We start from the raw sequence: 15,262 nt of genomic DNA on the forward strand, positions 1-15,262 counted from the left end.
CCTTGCAAGGTCGGAAGGGTCCCTTTTGGGGTCTTCCGTGAGGGGTTGGACGTCTCACATCCTGGCACGGAGTGCATTGATCAGTGAAATAGCTAGACTCGGTCGTGTTGATCGAAGGTGGTTATCAGTGGTTCCCGTGCGGCGTGTGAAGCAGCCCAGCCTGTCCCAGCTCAGAGCGTTCGCGGCGGTCGCGGAGCATCTGCACTTCCGGGACGCGGCGGCGGCCATCGGGATGAGCCAGCCCGCCCTCTCGGGCGCGGTTTCGGCTCTCGAAGAGGCACTCGGTGTCCAGCTCCTCGAGCGTACGACGCGCAAGGTGCTGCTCTCGCCCGCCGGGGAGCGGCTCGCGGTGCGGGCGCACGCCGTGCTCGACGCCGTGGGGGAGCTGATGGAGGAGGCGGAGGCGGCGCAGGCGCCGTTCACGGGAGTGCTGCGGCTCGGCGTGATTCCGACGGTGGCGCCGTATCTGCTGCCGACGGTGCTGCGGCTGGTGCACACCCGCTATCCGGAGCTGGATCTCCAGGTGCACGAGGAGCAGACGTCCTCGCTCCTGGAGGGGCTGGCGGCGGGCCGGCTCGACCTGCTGCTGCTCGCGGTTCCGCTCGGTGTGCCCGGTGTCACGGAACTCCCCCTGTTCGACGAGGACTTCGTGCTCGTCGCGCCCGAGGGGCACGCGCTGGCGGGGCGCACCGACATCCCGCGCGAGGCGCTCAGGGAGCTCAAGCTGCTGCTGCTCGACGAGGGGCACTGTCTGCGGGACCAGGCCCTCGACATCTGCCGGGAGGCGGGGCGCACCGAGGGCGCTCCGGTCACGACCACCGCGGCGGGCCTGTCGACGCTGGTGCAGCTGGTCGCCGGAGGCCTCGGCGTGACCCTGCTGCCGCGCACCGCGGTGAAGGTCGAGACCGCCCGTGACAGCGCCCTGTTCACGGGGGACTTCGCCGATCCGGCGCCGTCCCGGCGGATCGCCCTCGCGATGCGGACGGGAGCGGCCCGCCAGTCCGAGTTCGAGGAGCTGGCGGGCTCGCTGCGGGACGCGATGAGGCGTCTTCCGGTACGGATCGTCCCGGCGGCCCCTATTCCGTCCTGAGGCCGTCGGCCCGCATCAGCCGCCACAGCAGCGGCAGGCTCAGTGCGGTGACCAGGGCGATCAGCGCCGCGCCGACTCCGGCGACCGGCAGGAAGACCCACCAGTCCTCGACCTGTTTGCCGATCATCCGCAGCAGGACCAGGCCCAGGGCGAGCCCGCCGGTCACCGCCAGGGCCAGGCCCAGGGTGATCGGCACGGCCGTCTGCCACAGCACCGACCAGCCGAGGGTGGAGCGGCGGGTGCCGAAGGCGACCAGCGAGGACAGCAGCCGCTTGCGTTCCCGCAGTTGCTCCAGGGTGGTGACGAGGAGCGACACCGCGACGAGCAGCATGGTGAGGGTGGCGCCCACGAGGATGCCGGTGCGGACGCTGGAGAACTGGGCGTCGCGCTCGAGGTCCTGCAGGGTCCGCACCCGGGTCAGCGGGTCGAGGGCGGCGACCTTGTTCCGTACGTGCTCGGCGGCGTCCGGCACCGCCGGGTCGAGGCGGATCATGGCCTCGGCCTCGGGGGAGTCGAGGCGGCCGGCGTCGACGGCCTTCGGTGTGGCCATCACGCCGAACCGGGTCCGGCCCATGGGGTCGGGGCGCGCGTCGACCGTGCGGGCCGACTCCGGTATGCGCCAGGTCGGCACCGGCCCGCCCTTGTGGGTGTGCGGGTCGCGCAGGGCGACCCGCGCGCCGGGCCTGGCGGTCTCGGCGACCCAGGAGTCGTCCGGCCCGTCCGCGCCGTGGGTGAGGACGACGAAGACGTCGCCGTCCGTGCACGAGGGCAGCCGGGCGAACTCCTTCAGGGAGGCGCAGTCGCCGACGGCGATCTCGGTGATCGGGGCGAAGTCCTCGCCCTTCTTCAGCGGGCCGGGGCGCCAGACGTTCGACTCGATGGTGCCGGCGACCGACGTGACGCCCTTCGTCCGCGACAGGGCGTCGATGGCCCGGCGGGCGTCGTCGGCGCTCCTGGCGTCGACCCTGGTCTCCAGCTGGGCGCGGGCGGTGTCCATGTTCGTGGGCCGCATGAAGTCGTTCTGCATGGCCTGGAACAGCATCTGCAGGGCGATCGCGCCGGCCGCGGCGACGACGATGCCGCTGACGGCGCGGGCTGCGGTGCCGCTGCTCAGCTGGAGCCTGCGGGTGGCGAGCTGCCAGGCGACCGGGCCGCCGCTCAGCCGCTTCACCAGGGCTTCCACCAGCCAGGGCAGCAGGGTGGTGAGGCCGACGAGGGCGAGCGTGGCGCCGGAGGCGATGCCCGCGGTGTTGATCTCGGTGCCGTTGACCTCGACGCCGCCGGCGGACGGTACGAGCACGGCGGCGCCGGCGGCCACGAGGAGCAGCCGCCAGAGCAGCCGGCGCGGCTTCGGGGTGGCGGTGCGGACCACGCCGAGCGGTTCGATGGTCACCCCGCGCAGCGCGACGAGGCTGACCAGGACGGCCGAGACCGGCACGGTGGCGACGATCACGGCGGCGAGCCAGGGCACCGGGGACACGTCGGAGGGGAACGCGTTGACGTCCCAGATCCGCACCGTCCCGGCGAGCTGCCGGGCCGCGGCGAAGAACCCGGCGCCGAGGGCGAGTCCGAGCAGTGCGCCGGCCAGGGACTCGCCGGCCGCGATCCGCCGGGTCATGGCGGTGTCGGCGCCGACGAGCCGGAGCGCGGCGAGCCGCCGGTCGCGCTGTTCGCCGCCGAAGCGGACGGCGGTCGCGACGAAGACGAGGACGGGGAGCAGCAGGACGACGCAGGCGATGACGACGAGCAGCAGCAGGAACGCGTTCATGGGTTCGCCGGGCACCGACCAGCCGTAGCGCGTGCCGCGCCCGCCGTGGTCGTCGGTGGTCAGGGCGTCGGTGCCGGCGACGTAACGCAGTTCGGCCGGGCCGATCAGTCCTGCCTTGCCGAGGGTGCCGGTGATCTCGTACGGGAGGCGTTCGCGCAGGAGCGCGCCGTCGGGGGAGTCGAGCAGCTCGCGGAGGGCGGGGGAGACCAGCATCTCGCCGGGCGCGGGCACCTTCGCCGCTCCCGGCGGGACCGCGGGCCTGTCGCCCTCGGGCCGCAGCAGGAGCCCGGTGATGGTGTCGCCGCGGTAGAGCGTGGACTGGTCGGCGTAGAGAAAGGTCTCGGGGCCGGGCCGCTCCACCGGCTCGCTTGCGTCGACGGAGCGGGCCGACTCGCGCACCTCGCGCTGGAACAGCATCTCCGGCATGGAGGCGGCGACGAGCAGGAGGGCCACGCCGAGGCCGATGCCGGTCGCGGTCAGGGCGGTGCGGAGCCGGCCGCCGCGGCCGCCGGTGACGGCGAGGCGCGCGCCGAGCGCCAGGTCGCGGGTCCAGGTCCGCAGGCTCATGCCGCCCACTCCGTGTCCCGTACGGAGCCGTCGCGGACCACGATCTCGCGGTCGGAGTAGGCGGCGACCCGGGCCTCGTGGGTGACCAGGACGACGGCGGCGCCGGTGTCGCGCGAGGCGTCGGTCAGCAGTGCCATGACGCGCTCGCCGTTGAGGGAGTCGAGCGCGCCGGTCGGCTCGTCGGCGAAGATGACCCGGGGGGCGGTGACGAGCGCGCGGGCCACGGCGACCCGCTGGCCCTGGCCGCCGGATATCTCGCCGGGGCGCTTTCCGGCGACGTCGGTGACCTCCAGGCGTTCCAGCCACTCGCGGGCGCGGCGCTCGGCGTCCTTGCGCCGCTCGCCGTCGAGGCGCAGCGGCAGGGCGACGTTCTCGACGCAGGTCAGTTCGGGCACGAGCTGGCCGAACTGGAAGACGAAGCCGAAGTCGGAGCGGCGCAGGGCGCTGCGCTGTCCGTCGGTCATGGCGGTGAGTTCGCGGCCGTCGTAGTGGATGGTGCCGGCGTCGGGGCGGACGATGCCGGCGAGGCAGTGCAGCAGCGTGGACTTGCCGGATCCGGACGGGCCCATCACGGCGACGACCTCGCCGGCCCGCAGGCTGAAGTCGGCGCCGGCGAGGGCGGGGGTCGGCCCGTAGGCCTTGGCGATCCCGCTCGCCCTGAGCAGAGGTGCGGTGGTCATCGGCGGATCTCCTCGGCGAGCCGGTCGAGGCGGGCGGCGGTGAGCTCGAGCCAGCGCAGGTCGGCCTCCAGGTGGAACAGGGCGTGGTCGCAGATGAGCTGGTCGGCGAGGTCGCCGTCCTTCTTGCGCCGGGTGAGCTCGCGCATCAGGCGCAGGTGCTCGGAGCGCTGGGTGTCCAGGATGTCGGCGGCGCCGCGTCCGGTGAGGAGGGCCAGGACGACCTTGGTGTAGAGGGTGGACTGCAGGTACGGCTCGGGCTTCTCGGGGGTGGCCAGCCAGTGGGCGACGTCGGTGATGCCGGCCTCGGTGATGGCGTACCGCTTGCGCTCGGGGCCGCCGCCGGCCTCGATGCCGTCGACCTCGACGAGGCCGTTCTTCAGGAGCCGGGACATGGTCGAGTAGACCTGCCCGTAGTGCAGGGGCCGGTCGTGGCCGAAGCGCTCGTCGAAGGCGCGCTTGAGGTCGTAGCCGTGGCGCGGGCCGGACTCCAGGAGTCCGAGGAGGGTGTGACCGATGGACATGCCGGTCACTGTACACGGGGTGTATACGCACGATGTATAGAGCCCGGGAGTGCTCGCCCGGGGAGCGGAGGAGCCGGTGACACCCCTCGAACGAACGGGCTGTGACCGGCGGCACACAACCATCTTCGCCTCTGGAGCGTCGGTTCCGTCGGGAGTGGGTGCTGATTCTCACGCCCTGAAATGCCGGATCGATCGCCCTTTGTCGTATTGGGCGGTGTTAGCTTTCTGAGCTGATTCGACGACGAGCGGAGCGAACGCGGACATGGGCCGGAACGGCAAGGGACAGGCGAAGAAGGGCGGGCGGATACGCCGCCTCTTCACCTGGAAGAAACTCCTGGGCACGTTCTTCGTGGGCTGCCTGCTCGCCATGGGCGCCTTCTACGTGCTGTACCTGATGGTCCCGGTGCCCTCCGCCAACGCGGACGCGACCCTCCAGAGCAACGTGTACAAGTACGCGAACGGCAAGGTGCTCGCCCGCACGGGCAAGATCAACCGGGAGATCGTGGGCCTGGACCAGGTGCCGCTCGACGTCCAGCACGCCTTCGTCGCCGCCGAGAACAAGACCTTCTACAAGGACAACGGCGTCGACATCAAGGGCACCGTCCGCGCCGCGTGGAACACCCTCACCGGCAAGGGCAAGCAGGGCGGTTCGACGATCACCCAGCAGTACGTCAAGAACTACTACCTGAGCCAGGACCAGACCGCGACGCGCAAGCTCAAGGAAATGGTCATCGCGCTCAAGGTCGACCAGAACATGACCAAGCCGGAGATCCTCGCCGGCTACATGAACACCAGCTACTACGGCCGCAACGCCTACGGCGTCCAGGCCGCCGCCCAGGCCTACTACGGCGTCGACGCGACGAAGCTCACCGTCGGCCAGGGCGCCTACCTCGCCTCGGTCCTCCAGGCCCCCAGCCAGTACGACTGGACCTCGGCGGGACCCGAGGGCCGCAAGCTGGTCGAGCAGCGCTGGAACTACGTCCTGGACAACATGGTCGAGGAAGGCTGGCTGGACGCCGGCAAGCGCGCCGGACTGAAGTTCCCCGCCCCGCAGAAGCCGAAGGCCCCCAAGGGCCTGAGCGGCCAGAGCGGTTACATCGTCGAGGCCGCCAACCAGGAGCTCATGCGCCAGGGCGTCAGCGAGGAGGACCTCAAGGCCGGCGGCTGGACGATCACCCTCAACATCGACGAGAAGAAGCAGAAGGCCCTGGTCAAGGCCGTCGACAAGCAGCTCGAGGACAAGATCGACCGCAAGGGCGACAAGAAGCAGGCCACCGTCCAGGCCGGCGCCACCTCCGTCGACCCGAAGACCGGCGCGGTCGTCGCGATGTACGGCGGCGTCGGCGCCACCGAGCACTGGACGAACAACGCCACCCGGCGCGACTACCAGCCCGCCTCGACCTTCAAGCCGCTCGTCCTCGCCTCCGCGCTCGACAACGGCGCCGAGACCCAGGACGGCCGGAAGATCGGCCTCGGCACGGTCTACGACGGCACCAGCAAGCGCCCGGTCGTCGGCAGCGCCATCCCCTTCGCCCCGGAGAACGAGGACAACCAGAGCTACGGCCCGGTCACCGTCCAGAAGGCCACCAACAGCTCGATCAACTCGGTCTACGCCCAGATGATCGTGGACGTCGGCCCCACCAAGACCAAGCAGACCGCCATCGCCCTCGGCATGAAGGACGGCCAGGACTTCGGCGCCACCCCCGCCATGTCGCTCGGCGTCATGGGCGCCTCCACCCTGGACATGGCCGGCGTCTACGCCACCCTCGACAACCACGGCGTCAAGGTCACGCCGACCCTCGTGAAGTCCGCCGAGCACAAGGACCGCAAGGCCGACCCGGTGAAGTCCATCGGCGAGCGCGTCATCAGCCGCGAGGCCGCCGACACCACCACCAAGGCCATGCAGGGCGTCGTCCAGTCCGGCTCCGGCTTCCGCGCCGCCGGCGACTACCAGGCGGCCGGCAAGACCGGCACCTCCGAGAACAACCGCTCGGCCTGGTTCGTCGGCTACACGCCCGAACTCGTCACCGCCGTCGGCCTCTTCGGCGAGGACGCCAAGGGCAACCAGGTGACCCTGACCGACACCATCAACCCGGGCCGCGCCAACGGCGGCCGCACCCCGGCCCAGATCTGGGGCGCGTACACCACCGCCGCGCTCGGCGGCGGCTCGGACGCCACCTTCGACCTGGAGACCGACGGCACCTCGGGCGGCGACACCGTCCCGACGCCGACGGCCACCACCGGCTCTCCGTCGCCGACGCCGACGGAGAGCGAGGACACCACCACCCCGACGCAGCCGCCGACGTCGACCGCGACCACGCCGACCCAGCCGCCCACGTCGACCGCGACGACCCCGCCGGAGCCGACCCCGACGAGGCCGACCGAGCCGACGATCGTGCCCACTCCGGACGGCGACACGGGAGTCGTCGACGGCGGCCGGGGCGGCCAGTGACAGCGGGCCGCCGGCACGGCCGCTGACACCGGCCTCCGACACACGACGACGGCCGGACCCCGAGGAGGGGTCCGGCCGTCGTCGTGCGTACGGGATGCCGGTACGGATACGGATACGGGCTCAGCGCGTGGCCAGCTCGAACCACACCACCTTGCCGCCCGAGAGCCGCGTCGCGCCCCAGCGCCGGGCCAGCCTGTTCACCAGGAACAGCCCGCGCCCGCCCTCGTCGGTGTCCCGCGCCCGCCGCTGCCGCGGCAGCTGGGGCGAGTCGTCGCCCACCTCGCAGCGCAGCACGTCCGTCCTGAGCAGCCGCAGCGTCACCGGGCGCTCCGCGTACCGCACCGCGTTGGTGACGACCTCACTGATCAGCAGCTCCACCGAGTCCGTCAGGTCCTCCAGGTCCCAGCGCGCGAGCGCCCGCCGGGCGAGCCGTCGGGCCCGGCCCGGGGCCGCGTCCTCCGGTTCCAGGAACCAGTACGCCACGTCGCTCGGCGCGATCCCGTCGAAGCGGGCCGCGAGCAGCGCGATGTCGTCGTCCCGGTCGCCCGGGCCGAGCATGTCGAGCACGTCGTCGCACAGCGCCTCCAGCGGAGGCGAGTGGTCCGGACCGGTCAACTGGGCCGTCGCCGCGAGCCTTTCCCGCAGCTGCTCGATGCCCGTCCACACGTCACGCAGCCGGGACTCCACCAGGCCGTCCGTGTACAGCAGCAGCGTGGCACCGGCCGGCGCGTCCAGCTCCACCGCCTCGAAGTCCACGCCGCCCACGCCGATCGGCGCGCCCGGCGGCACCCGGAGCACCTCGGCCCGGCCGCCCAGGTGCAGCAGTATCGGCGGCGGATGGCCCGCGTTGGCGATGGTGATCCGGTGCGAGACCGGGTCGTACACCGCGTACATGCAGGTGGCCATGCGGTTCTCGCCGAGCCGCTGGGCCTGCTCGTCGAGGTGGTGCAGCACCTCCTGCGGCGGCAGGTCGAGGCCGGCCAGGGTCTGCGCGGTGGTGCGCAGCTGGCCCATGATCGCCGCCGACGTCATGGAGTGGCCCATGACGTCGCCGACGACCAGGGCGACCCGGCTGCCGGGCAGCGGGATCGCGTCGTACCAGTCGCCGCCGACCCGGGCCGTCTCCGCCGCCGGCAGGTAGCGCGAGGCGAGCCGCACGCCGGTCGGCTGCGGCAGCGAGTCCGGCAGCATGGTGCGCTGCAGCTCGTCCGCGATGTACGCCTCCCGCCCGTACAGCACGGCCTTGTCGATGCCGAGCGCCGTGTGGGTCGCCAACTGGGCCGCCACGAGCAGGTCGTTCGGCTCGAAGCCGGCCCGCTCGGGACGGCGCAGGAACACCGCCGCACCGATCACCCGGCGCCGCCCCCGCAGCGGCGCGAGTATCGCCCGCTGCCCGCCGGGCACCGGGTGGTCCGGGCCGAGCAGCTCCGGCAGCGCGGCGCGGGCGGCGGGGGAGTCGCCCGGCACCGGACGCACCCCGCGCAGCACCTCGGCCAGCGCGCCGCCCGAGCGGACCTCGCACAGCTCGGCCGCCGGCGTCGGGTCGGGGTCGGGGACGAGGACCAGCTCCTCGCCCTCCACGTCCGCTAACCGCAGCCGGTCGGTGCGGCGCAGCCGCAGGACGAACGGCTCGGCCGGCCGCTCGTCGCCCACCGGCAGCGGGTCGCGCAGATACACCAGGATCGCGTCGGAGAAGGTGGGGACGGTCGCCCGGCACAGACCGAGGACGATCTCGTCGAGGTCGAGGCCGCGCGCGATCCGCCGCGTCGCGGCGCCCACGAACCGCAGCCGCTCGCCCTCGCGGCGCGCCGCCGCGCCGTCAGGGCCCGCCATGCCGCCGCCGGGCGCCGGTGCGGGCACGGCGACGGCGGCCGCGGGCGTCGTCGCCGCCGTCTCCTGCCGGGGGCGGGTGCGCTCCTGCGGCCGGTCGGCCATCGCCTTGCGGCCTTCGTGGGAGGTGGGATGCTCCGTCACGCCTGGGATTCCGTCCGTCCGGGCCGGTGGTGCGTTGCACGCGCTCTTCTCGCCGATGCCGCGCCTTCGGCGGGGCTAAACCACCGGCACGAGGTCGATGGGGAGGAGGGGGGCGGGGCGTCCGCGCGCAGGTCCGGCACTGCTCTTCCCCCTCATGAAGCAATCTGGATGACGTGTGGTCAGGTCCTGCGCCGTGCCGGGTGTATGACGTGCTGTCGGATCGACCGGGTGCGGTCGGGTCCGGTCGACCGACTTGCGGAGGACGATCCTACGTTTGCCCCCGGGGGGCGCATCAAGAGTCTCATGGAGCCGTGTGCGCCGGAGTGCGATCCCAGTCGGCGGGCAGTTCGGGGACCGGCCAGGCCGGGTCCGGACGCCAGTCCTCCCAGCCGTCCGAGAACGGCGTCCCCCAGGCCCGGATGAGCTCGACGGCGGCGCTGCCCGCCTCCTTGACCCGGGCGGCCAGCGCCGGGTCCATCAGGCCGGCCCGCTGGGCCTGGGCGAACTCGTCCTCGTCCCGCCACAGCCAACTGCGGTCGGGGTAGACGGAGATGTCGAGGAAGTGGTCCTCGGAGTCGATGCCGCCGGACCAGCGGGTACGGGGCTCCTCCAGGTTCACGTACCAGCTGCGGAAGCGCCAGCCGCGCTCCCAGAACAGCCACACCGACCACGGGTCGCCGGGCCTGGCCAGTTTCAGCACGCCGGTGCCGTGCCAGTGGGCGCGGACGGTGGTGCGCGGCGCCGTGTACCGGGTGGCCAGCGGCTCCTCGTGGACGGGCGTGCCGTCGGCCAGGACCGGTTTCACGCACTCGGTGCCGGGCGCCATCCAGACCGCGAGCAGCTCAGGGGTGTCCTGGACCACGGTCACCGGGCGGCAGATGTGCACGTCGCCGGTGCCGTTGTCGCGGTAGCGCCAGAGGATGTGGTCCCCTGGCGCCCAGTGCTGAGGGCGGCCGGATCCTGTCATGCGCAGATCTTAGGGGCGAGCTCCCACCACCGCTGCGGTGAAGGTCACGGATCGGTCAGCGATGGTCACGGGCGGGTCATGCGCAGGACGTCGAGGGCCTCGTCGAGCTGCTCGGGCGTGAGGTCGCCGCGCTCCACGTAACCGGACTCCAGGACGACCTCGCGGATGGTCTTGCGCTCCGCCAGCGACTTCTTGGCCACCTTCGCGGCCTCCTCGTAGCCGATGTACTTGTTCAGCGGCGTGACGACGGAGGGCGAGGACTCCGCGTACTCGCGGGCCCGTTCGGCGTTGGCGGTGATTCCGTCGACGGTGCGGTCGGCGAGCAGCCGGGCCGCGTTGGCCAGAAGGCGTACGGATTCCAGCAGGTTCTTGGCCATGACCGGCAGCATGACGTTGAGCTCGAAGTTCCCGGCCGCGCCGGCCACCGCGACGGTGGTGTCGTTTCCGGTCACCTGGGCGGCGACCATGAGGACGGCCTCGGGGATCACCGGGTTGACCTTGCCCGGCATGATCGACGAGCCGGGCTGGAGGTCGGGAAGGCTGATCTCGGCGAGTCCGGTGCGCGGGCCGCTGGCCATCCAGCGCAGATCGTTGGCGATCTTCGTGAGCGACACGGCGATGGTCCTGAGCTGCCCCGAGGTCTCGACGAGGCCGTCCCGGGCGCCCTGGGCCTCGAAGTGGTCGCGGGCCTCGGTGAGCGGCAGTCCGGTGGTGCGGGCGACCTCGGCGATCACGGCGGCGGAGAAGCCGGGCGGGGTGTTGATGCCGGTGCCGACCGCCGTGCCGCCGAGGGGCAGTTCGGCGAGCCGCGGCAGCGCGGCGCGCAGCCGCTCGACCCCGTACCTGACCTGGGCCGCGTAACCGCCGAACTCCTGGCCGAGGGTGACGGGGGTGGCGTCCATGAGGTGGGTGCGGCCGGACTTCACGACGCTCGCGAATTCGGCTGATTTCCGCTCCAGGGAGGCGGCCAGGTGGTCGAGGGCCGGGATCAGGTCGTGGGTCACGGCGGCGGTGGCCGCGATGTGGATGGAGGAGGGGAAGACGTCGTTGGACGACTGCGAGGCGTTCACGTGGTCGTTGGGGTGGACGTCCCGGCCCAGGCGCTCGGTGGCGAGCGTCGCCAGCACCTCGTTGGTGTTCATGTTGGAGGAGGTGCCGGAGCCGGTCTGGAAGACGTCGACCGGGAAGTGCTCGTCCCAGCGGCCGTAGGCGACCTCCTCCGCCGCCTCCTGGACCGCCCGCGCGACGTCCTCGTCCAGCACGCCGAGCTCGGCGTTGACCTTGGCCGCCGCGGCCTTGATCCGGGCGAGGGCCTCGATGTGGGCGCGCTCCAGGCGCTGGCCGCTGACGGGGAAGTTCTCCACCGCGCGCTGGGTCTGCGCGCGCCACTTGGCATGGGCGGGGACCCGGACCTCGCCCATGGAGTCGTGCTCGACGCGGTAGCCGTCTTCGTTGCTCATGGTTCGTCAACCTCCTGCTGTGTCTTCCGGGGCCCGAACCCCCCGAAAAAGATGAGCACTTGTCTTGTTCGACGTATTCCCAAGTCGCTTACCGGCCAGTAAAAACCGTGGGTAACCCCACTTCCAGGAGGCGCAATGACGCGCACCAGGTACAGACTCCGCTGGCCGGTCGCGGCCCTCGCCGCTGCCGCGGCCGCCCTCGGCAGCATGACGGCCGCCGCCCCCGCCGGAGCGGCCGACACGAGCACCGCGGCCGGAATCACCTCCGTACCGCTCCGGCCCGAGCTGGAGGCCGTCCGGGCCGCCGAGGCAACCGCGATCTACGGAAGCCCCGAGGAGCGTCCGCTCGCCCAGCGCAAGAGCGGACTGATCTCCCTCGGCGACAGCGAGATCTCCGGCGAGGGCGTCGGCACCTACGACCCGGCGACGAACACCTCGTCCAACCAGTGCCACCGCTCGCCCGACACGGCCATCCACCGGACCGGGATCGCCGCCGACCTGACCTTCAACGTGGCCTGCTCCGGCGCCTACTCGGGGAACATCCGCATCGGCGGCTCGAAGCAGTACGCGGACGAGCTCGTCCAGAGCGACAGCCTCGCCATCAAGGCCCGCAACACCCGGATCAAGATGATCGTGCTGGTCGCCGGAGCCAACGACGACCTCCAGTTCGGCCCCGTCATGACCGACTGCGTGACCCGCTGGGTCCTCAGCCAGGGCACCTGCGAGCCGAAGTACGCCCCCGGCTGGCAGGCACGCGTCGACGGGCTGCGCCCCAAGGTCGAGGCCACCATCGGCGACCTGCGCACGGTCATGCGCGACGCCGGCTACACCGACGACTCGTACAAGCTGGTGCTCATGGGCTACCCGAGCCCGATCGGCCCCGACTTCTACGACAACCCGAACTTCCCCGGCAAGCTCCCCGGCGGCTGCGCCGGCTACGACTCCGACGCCAAGTGGGGCCGCAACCACGCCGTACCGGCCTTCGAGAAGGGCATGCGCGCCGCGGCCCGCAACACCGGCGCCGTGTACCTGGACAACTCGCGGCTCTTCCACGGCCACGAGGTCTGCATGGAGGACCCCTGGGCCCGCGGGCTCTACCTGGACCTCGCCGACCACTTCCCGTGGGACGAGAACACCGCCCGGCAGTCGTTCCACCCCAACTACCGCGGCCACGGCGCCTTCGCGTCCTGCCTCACCCAGATCTACGACTCCGGCCTGCGCGAGGCGAGCTGCGCGGACGTCAACTCGACGGGCAGCCCGAAGCTGTTCCCGCTCGCCTGGGACGACGCGTACAGGCCGCTGAAGAACGCGGCCACCGGCAACTGCCTCGACCTGAACGCCTCCGACTCCGCCAACGGCACCGCCGTCCTCGGCTGGGACTGCCACGGCGGGCGCAACCAGGGCTGGTGGTACGACTCCGCCCGCGGCACCCTCCACACCGAACTCACCCAGGACCGCTGCCTGGACGTCCCCGGCGCGGCCTACGAGGCCGGCAAGGCGCTCATCGTGTGGAACTGCAGCGGCGCCGCCAACCAGAGGTTCGTCCGCGACGGCGCCACCGTCCGCCCGGCCGCGGCGACCGGCCTCTGCCTCACCCAGGGCGCGGCGAAGGAGCCGATCAGGCTGCGCGCCTGCGACGGCTCGGCGAACCAGCGCTTCGCGTAGGGCGGCAGCAGGCCCTCACAGAACGCCGTGGCCCCTCGTCCGGTGCGGGACGGGGGGCCACGGCTCCGCGTGCGGCGACGTCAGGAGGGCTGCCGCGCACCGCCGGGCGCCGTCAGGACGACGCCTTCAGGGTCGACCTGGCCAGCTCGTACGCCGGGAGCATCGCCCGGTGCTCCTCGGAGTCCAGGCCGCCGAGGTGGACGATGACGACCGCGTTGTCCGCCGTCTCGACGGCGAAGGCGCGCTCGGTCTTCGTCTCTCCCGTCAGCTCGCTGTGCACCTCGTACACCGCCTGGACGGCGGGCAGCAGGCCCGCCTTCGCCTCCGCGTAGACAGCCTTGCGCGAGCCCTTCTCCGCCTTCACGAAGGCCTCCAGGGTGGCCCGCGCCGTCCCCTCGGGAGCGGTCCACACCCGCAGGAAGCCGATGTGCCCGGCGGGCTTGGCGTCCACCTCGCAGCGCATCGTGGCCGGCCCCTGCCGGGTGAGCGCCGCGAACTCCGGGTCCTCCGGCGCGTCGATCGCCTTCGGCTTCCAGTCCGCGGCGAGCGAGAAGGAGAACGGCAGGGCGCAGGCCGTCCCGGCCCCGCCCAGCGTGCCGGCGGGCGCGGCGACCTCCTTCCCGGCTCCGGACGAGCCGGCGGACGCGGCCGCCGGGCTCTTCGCGCCGGACGCGGGGGCCGACGGGCCGGAGGGGTCCGTCTCCGTCGCGCACCCGGTCAGCAGCAGCCCGGCCGTCAGCAGGGCGACGCAGGCCGCCGTACGTATCGGTGCTCTCTCTGGCATGCGCTCATCATCCACGACCGGGTGCGGCCCACCGCGGCGGGCCGGACAATGGTGGGCGGGTCTCGGGGAAGACCGCCGTCCCACGGGAGGCAGGACATGATCCGCAGCTTCAGGAAGGCCGGCGCGCTCGGTGCCGCGGCCGTCGCGGCCGTCACCTTCGCCGCAGCCGCCCCGGCCTCGGCCGCCGCGAGCGGCGACGGGCTCGAGTTCACGCTCTACTCGAAGGAGGTCCCCGGCGAGGGCGACGGCCAGGGCGACCAGGCGCCCCAGGTCGGGGACTCCTTCGCCTTCGCCGACGACCTGTACCGGACCAAGGGCGGCGACAAGGTGGGCCGCGACGGCGTGACCTGCACGGTCGTACGCGCCGGCGACCCGGGCGACATGATGTGCGTCGGGACCTTCGCGCTGACCGGCGGTCCGGGAGGCCAGCTCGCCGGGCAGAACCTGGTGTCGTTCGACCCCTCGGACGAGGCGCCCGCCGCGTTCGACATCGCCGTCACCGGCGGAACCGGCGACTTCAAGGACGTACGCGGCTGGATCCGTTCGACCCCCGACGGCGACTACTCGCGGCTCGAGTTCCACCTCAGCCGCTGACCCGTCCGGCCCGCTGCCGGACTACGACAGCTTGCCGCCGTAGTCCGGCAGCTTGAAGGCGCGCTCCGCGTGGCCGCCGACCAGGTCGGTGGTGTTGTTGCCGATGTTGGCGATGATCGTGTAGCCCTTGGCCTCGATCTCCGCGCGCTTGGCCGTCTTGTAGGCGCTGACCTCGGCGAACAGGTCGGGCAGCGAGCGCACGTACAGACCGTTCACCGGGTAGCCGGCCTGCTTCAGGTTCCAGTCCGTCAGGGAGTAGATGATCCCCGGACGGGCGGTGACGAAGAAGACGGCCACCCCGCGGTCGTGCGCGTCGCGCACGAGCTCGCGGATCTCGGGGATCGCCGGGGTCGGCAGTTCCCAGAAGGGGTGGAAGTCGGTCTCCAGGGAGCTGTTGTCGATGTCGAGGACGATCGCCTGCTTCTCCCCGTCGGCGTCCTCGGTGCGCTCCTCGATGTACGGGCGGGCCTCGGCGACCACGGCCGCCACGTCCTTGCGCCAGGTCGTGTAGTCGATGTCCTGGACGGCGGCGGTGGAGGTGTGGTGGCTGTCCGGATCCGAGGCGGAAGCGGCGGGCGCGGGCCCGACGACGAGGAGGGCCGTCAGGCCGAGGACGGCGGTGGTCCCGGCGGCGGCGCGCCTGATGAGGGGGGTGGAGGGCATGGGGGGCTCCCGAGTGGTCGACCGGCTCAGTGGTTGACATGCTCGCGACCCATACTGGCTAGTAGGTGGCCGGAAGG

12 protein-coding genes are annotated in these 15,262 nt (G+C 72.3%); 4 read left to right on the forward strand and 8 right to left on the reverse strand.

All coding sequences use genetic code 11. The features are described 5' to 3' along the window. Positions 1 to 145: 145 nt before the first annotated feature. Complete coding sequence (locus ACFWJO_RS17180; protein WP_386865862.1) at positions 146 to 1,090, forward strand: LysR substrate-binding domain-containing protein; 945 nt, start codon at positions 146 to 148, stop codon at positions 1,088 to 1,090. Here the strand turns inward: ACFWJO_RS17180 and ACFWJO_RS17185 are convergent. The 3 genes from ACFWJO_RS17185 to ACFWJO_RS17195 are packed head-to-tail and all read right to left on the reverse strand — an operon-like array spanning position 1,077 to position 4,626. Then, positions 1,077 to 3,425 (reverse strand): FtsX-like permease family protein, encoded by a 2,349-nt coding sequence (locus tag ACFWJO_RS17185; protein ID WP_386865864.1) that lies wholly within the window; start codon positions 3,423 to 3,425, stop codon positions 1,077 to 1,079. The two genes, ACFWJO_RS17180 and ACFWJO_RS17185, sit on opposite strands and share 14 nt — an antisense overlap. Next, a complete protein-coding gene (locus ACFWJO_RS17190) occupies positions 3,422 to 4,105 on the reverse strand; it encodes an ABC transporter ATP-binding protein (RefSeq protein WP_386865866.1) in 684 nt (227 codons plus the stop codon). Before ACFWJO_RS17190 ends, ACFWJO_RS17185 begins: the two co-directional genes overlap by 4 nt. Further along, complete coding sequence (locus ACFWJO_RS17195) at positions 4,102 to 4,626, reverse strand: PadR family transcriptional regulator (protein WP_386865868.1); 525 nt, start codon at positions 4,624 to 4,626, stop codon at positions 4,102 to 4,104. The genes ACFWJO_RS17190 and ACFWJO_RS17195 overlap by 4 nt, the downstream gene beginning before the upstream one ends. A gap of 262 nt (positions 4,627 to 4,888) precedes the next feature. On the opposite strand from ACFWJO_RS17195, the gene ACFWJO_RS17200 reads away from it, so the two are divergent. Further along, positions 4,889 to 7,078 (forward strand): transglycosylase domain-containing protein, encoded by a 2,190-nt coding sequence (locus ACFWJO_RS17200; protein ID WP_386865870.1) that lies wholly within the window; start codon positions 4,889 to 4,891, stop codon positions 7,076 to 7,078. A gap of 120 nt (positions 7,079 to 7,198) precedes the next feature. Here ACFWJO_RS17200 and ACFWJO_RS17205 read toward each other — a convergent pair whose 3' ends face one another. The 3 genes from ACFWJO_RS17205 to ACFWJO_RS17215 form a co-directional block, all read right to left on the reverse strand. Continuing rightward, positions 7,199 to 9,052, reverse strand: a complete 1,854-nt coding sequence (locus ACFWJO_RS17205; RefSeq protein WP_386865872.1) for a SpoIIE family protein phosphatase — start codon at positions 9,050 to 9,052, stop codon at positions 7,199 to 7,201. Positions 9,053 to 9,353: 301 nt separating this feature from the next. Beyond that, a complete protein-coding gene (locus ACFWJO_RS17210; RefSeq protein ID WP_386865874.1) occupies positions 9,354 to 10,019 on the reverse strand; it encodes a DUF402 domain-containing protein in 666 nt (221 codons plus the stop codon). A 65-nt stretch (positions 10,020 to 10,084) separates the two neighbouring features. Beyond that, entirely contained in the window at positions 10,085 to 11,479 is a 1,395-nt protein-coding gene (locus ACFWJO_RS17215) for a class II fumarate hydratase (RefSeq protein WP_386865876.1), read from the reverse strand. A 135-nt stretch (positions 11,480 to 11,614) separates the two neighbouring features. Here ACFWJO_RS17215 and ACFWJO_RS17220 point away from each other — a divergent pair, with 135 nt between their 5' ends. Further along, a complete protein-coding gene (locus tag ACFWJO_RS17220; protein WP_386865878.1) occupies positions 11,615 to 13,144 on the forward strand; it encodes a ricin-type beta-trefoil lectin domain protein in 1,530 nt (509 codons plus the stop codon). Positions 13,145 to 13,256: 112 nt separating this feature from the next. Here the strand turns inward: ACFWJO_RS17220 and ACFWJO_RS17225 are convergent, their stop codons facing one another. Continuing rightward, entirely contained in the window at positions 13,257 to 13,928 is a 672-nt protein-coding gene (locus ACFWJO_RS17225; RefSeq protein ID WP_386865880.1) for a lipoprotein, read from the reverse strand. 96 nt (positions 13,929 to 14,024) lie between these two features. Here ACFWJO_RS17225 and ACFWJO_RS17230 point away from each other — a divergent pair, with 96 nt between their 5' ends. Continuing rightward, positions 14,025 to 14,522 (forward strand): hypothetical protein, encoded by a 498-nt coding sequence (locus ACFWJO_RS17230; RefSeq protein ID WP_386865882.1) that lies wholly within the window; start codon positions 14,025 to 14,027, stop codon positions 14,520 to 14,522. 21 nt (positions 14,523 to 14,543) lie between these two features. Here ACFWJO_RS17230 and ACFWJO_RS17235 read toward each other — a convergent pair whose 3' ends face one another. Continuing rightward, positions 14,544 to 15,185: an HAD family acid phosphatase gene (locus ACFWJO_RS17235; protein ID WP_386865884.1), complete on the reverse strand. Its 642-nt coding sequence runs from the start codon at positions 15,183 to 15,185 to the stop codon at positions 14,544 to 14,546. Positions 15,186 to 15,262 lie beyond the last annotated feature (77 nt).

The organism is Streptomyces sp. NPDC127092, assembly GCF_042722475.1.
Lineage (GTDB): Bacteria > Actinomycetota > Actinomycetes > Streptomycetales > Streptomycetaceae > Streptomyces.

What these genes read in the sequence shown, in the direction of transcription:
- ACFWJO_RS17230 (WP_386865882.1), top strand. Translation starts at nt 14,025, where the DNA reads ATGATCCGCAGCTTCAGGAAGGCCGGCGCGCTCGGTGCCGCGGCCGTC.
- ACFWJO_RS17195 (WP_386865868.1), bottom strand. Translation starts at nt 4,626, where the DNA reads ATGTCCATCGGTCACACCCTCCTCGGACTCCTGGAGTCCGGCCCGCGC.
- ACFWJO_RS17225 (WP_386865880.1), bottom strand. Translation starts at nt 13,928, where the DNA reads ATGCCAGAGAGAGCACCGATACGTACGGCGGCCTGCGTCGCCCTGCTG.
- ACFWJO_RS17200 (WP_386865870.1), top strand. Translation starts at nt 4,889, where the DNA reads ATGGGCCGGAACGGCAAGGGACAGGCGAAGAAGGGCGGGCGGATACGC.
- ACFWJO_RS17235 (WP_386865884.1), bottom strand. Translation starts at nt 15,185, where the DNA reads ATGCCCTCCACCCCCCTCATCAGGCGCGCCGCCGCCGGGACCACCGCC.
- ACFWJO_RS17215 (WP_386865876.1), bottom strand. Translation starts at nt 11,479, where the DNA reads ATGAGCAACGAAGACGGCTACCGCGTCGAGCACGACTCCATGGGCGAG.
- ACFWJO_RS17220 (WP_386865878.1), top strand. Translation starts at nt 11,615, where the DNA reads ATGACGCGCACCAGGTACAGACTCCGCTGGCCGGTCGCGGCCCTCGCC.
- ACFWJO_RS17190 (WP_386865866.1), bottom strand. Translation starts at nt 4,105, where the DNA reads ATGACCACCGCACCTCTGCTCAGGGCGAGCGGGATCGCCAAGGCCTAC.
- ACFWJO_RS17185 (WP_386865864.1), bottom strand. Translation starts at nt 3,425, where the DNA reads ATGAGCCTGCGGACCTGGACCCGCGACCTGGCGCTCGGCGCGCGCCTC.
- ACFWJO_RS17210 (WP_386865874.1), bottom strand. Translation starts at nt 10,019, where the DNA reads ATGACAGGATCCGGCCGCCCTCAGCACTGGGCGCCAGGGGACCACATC.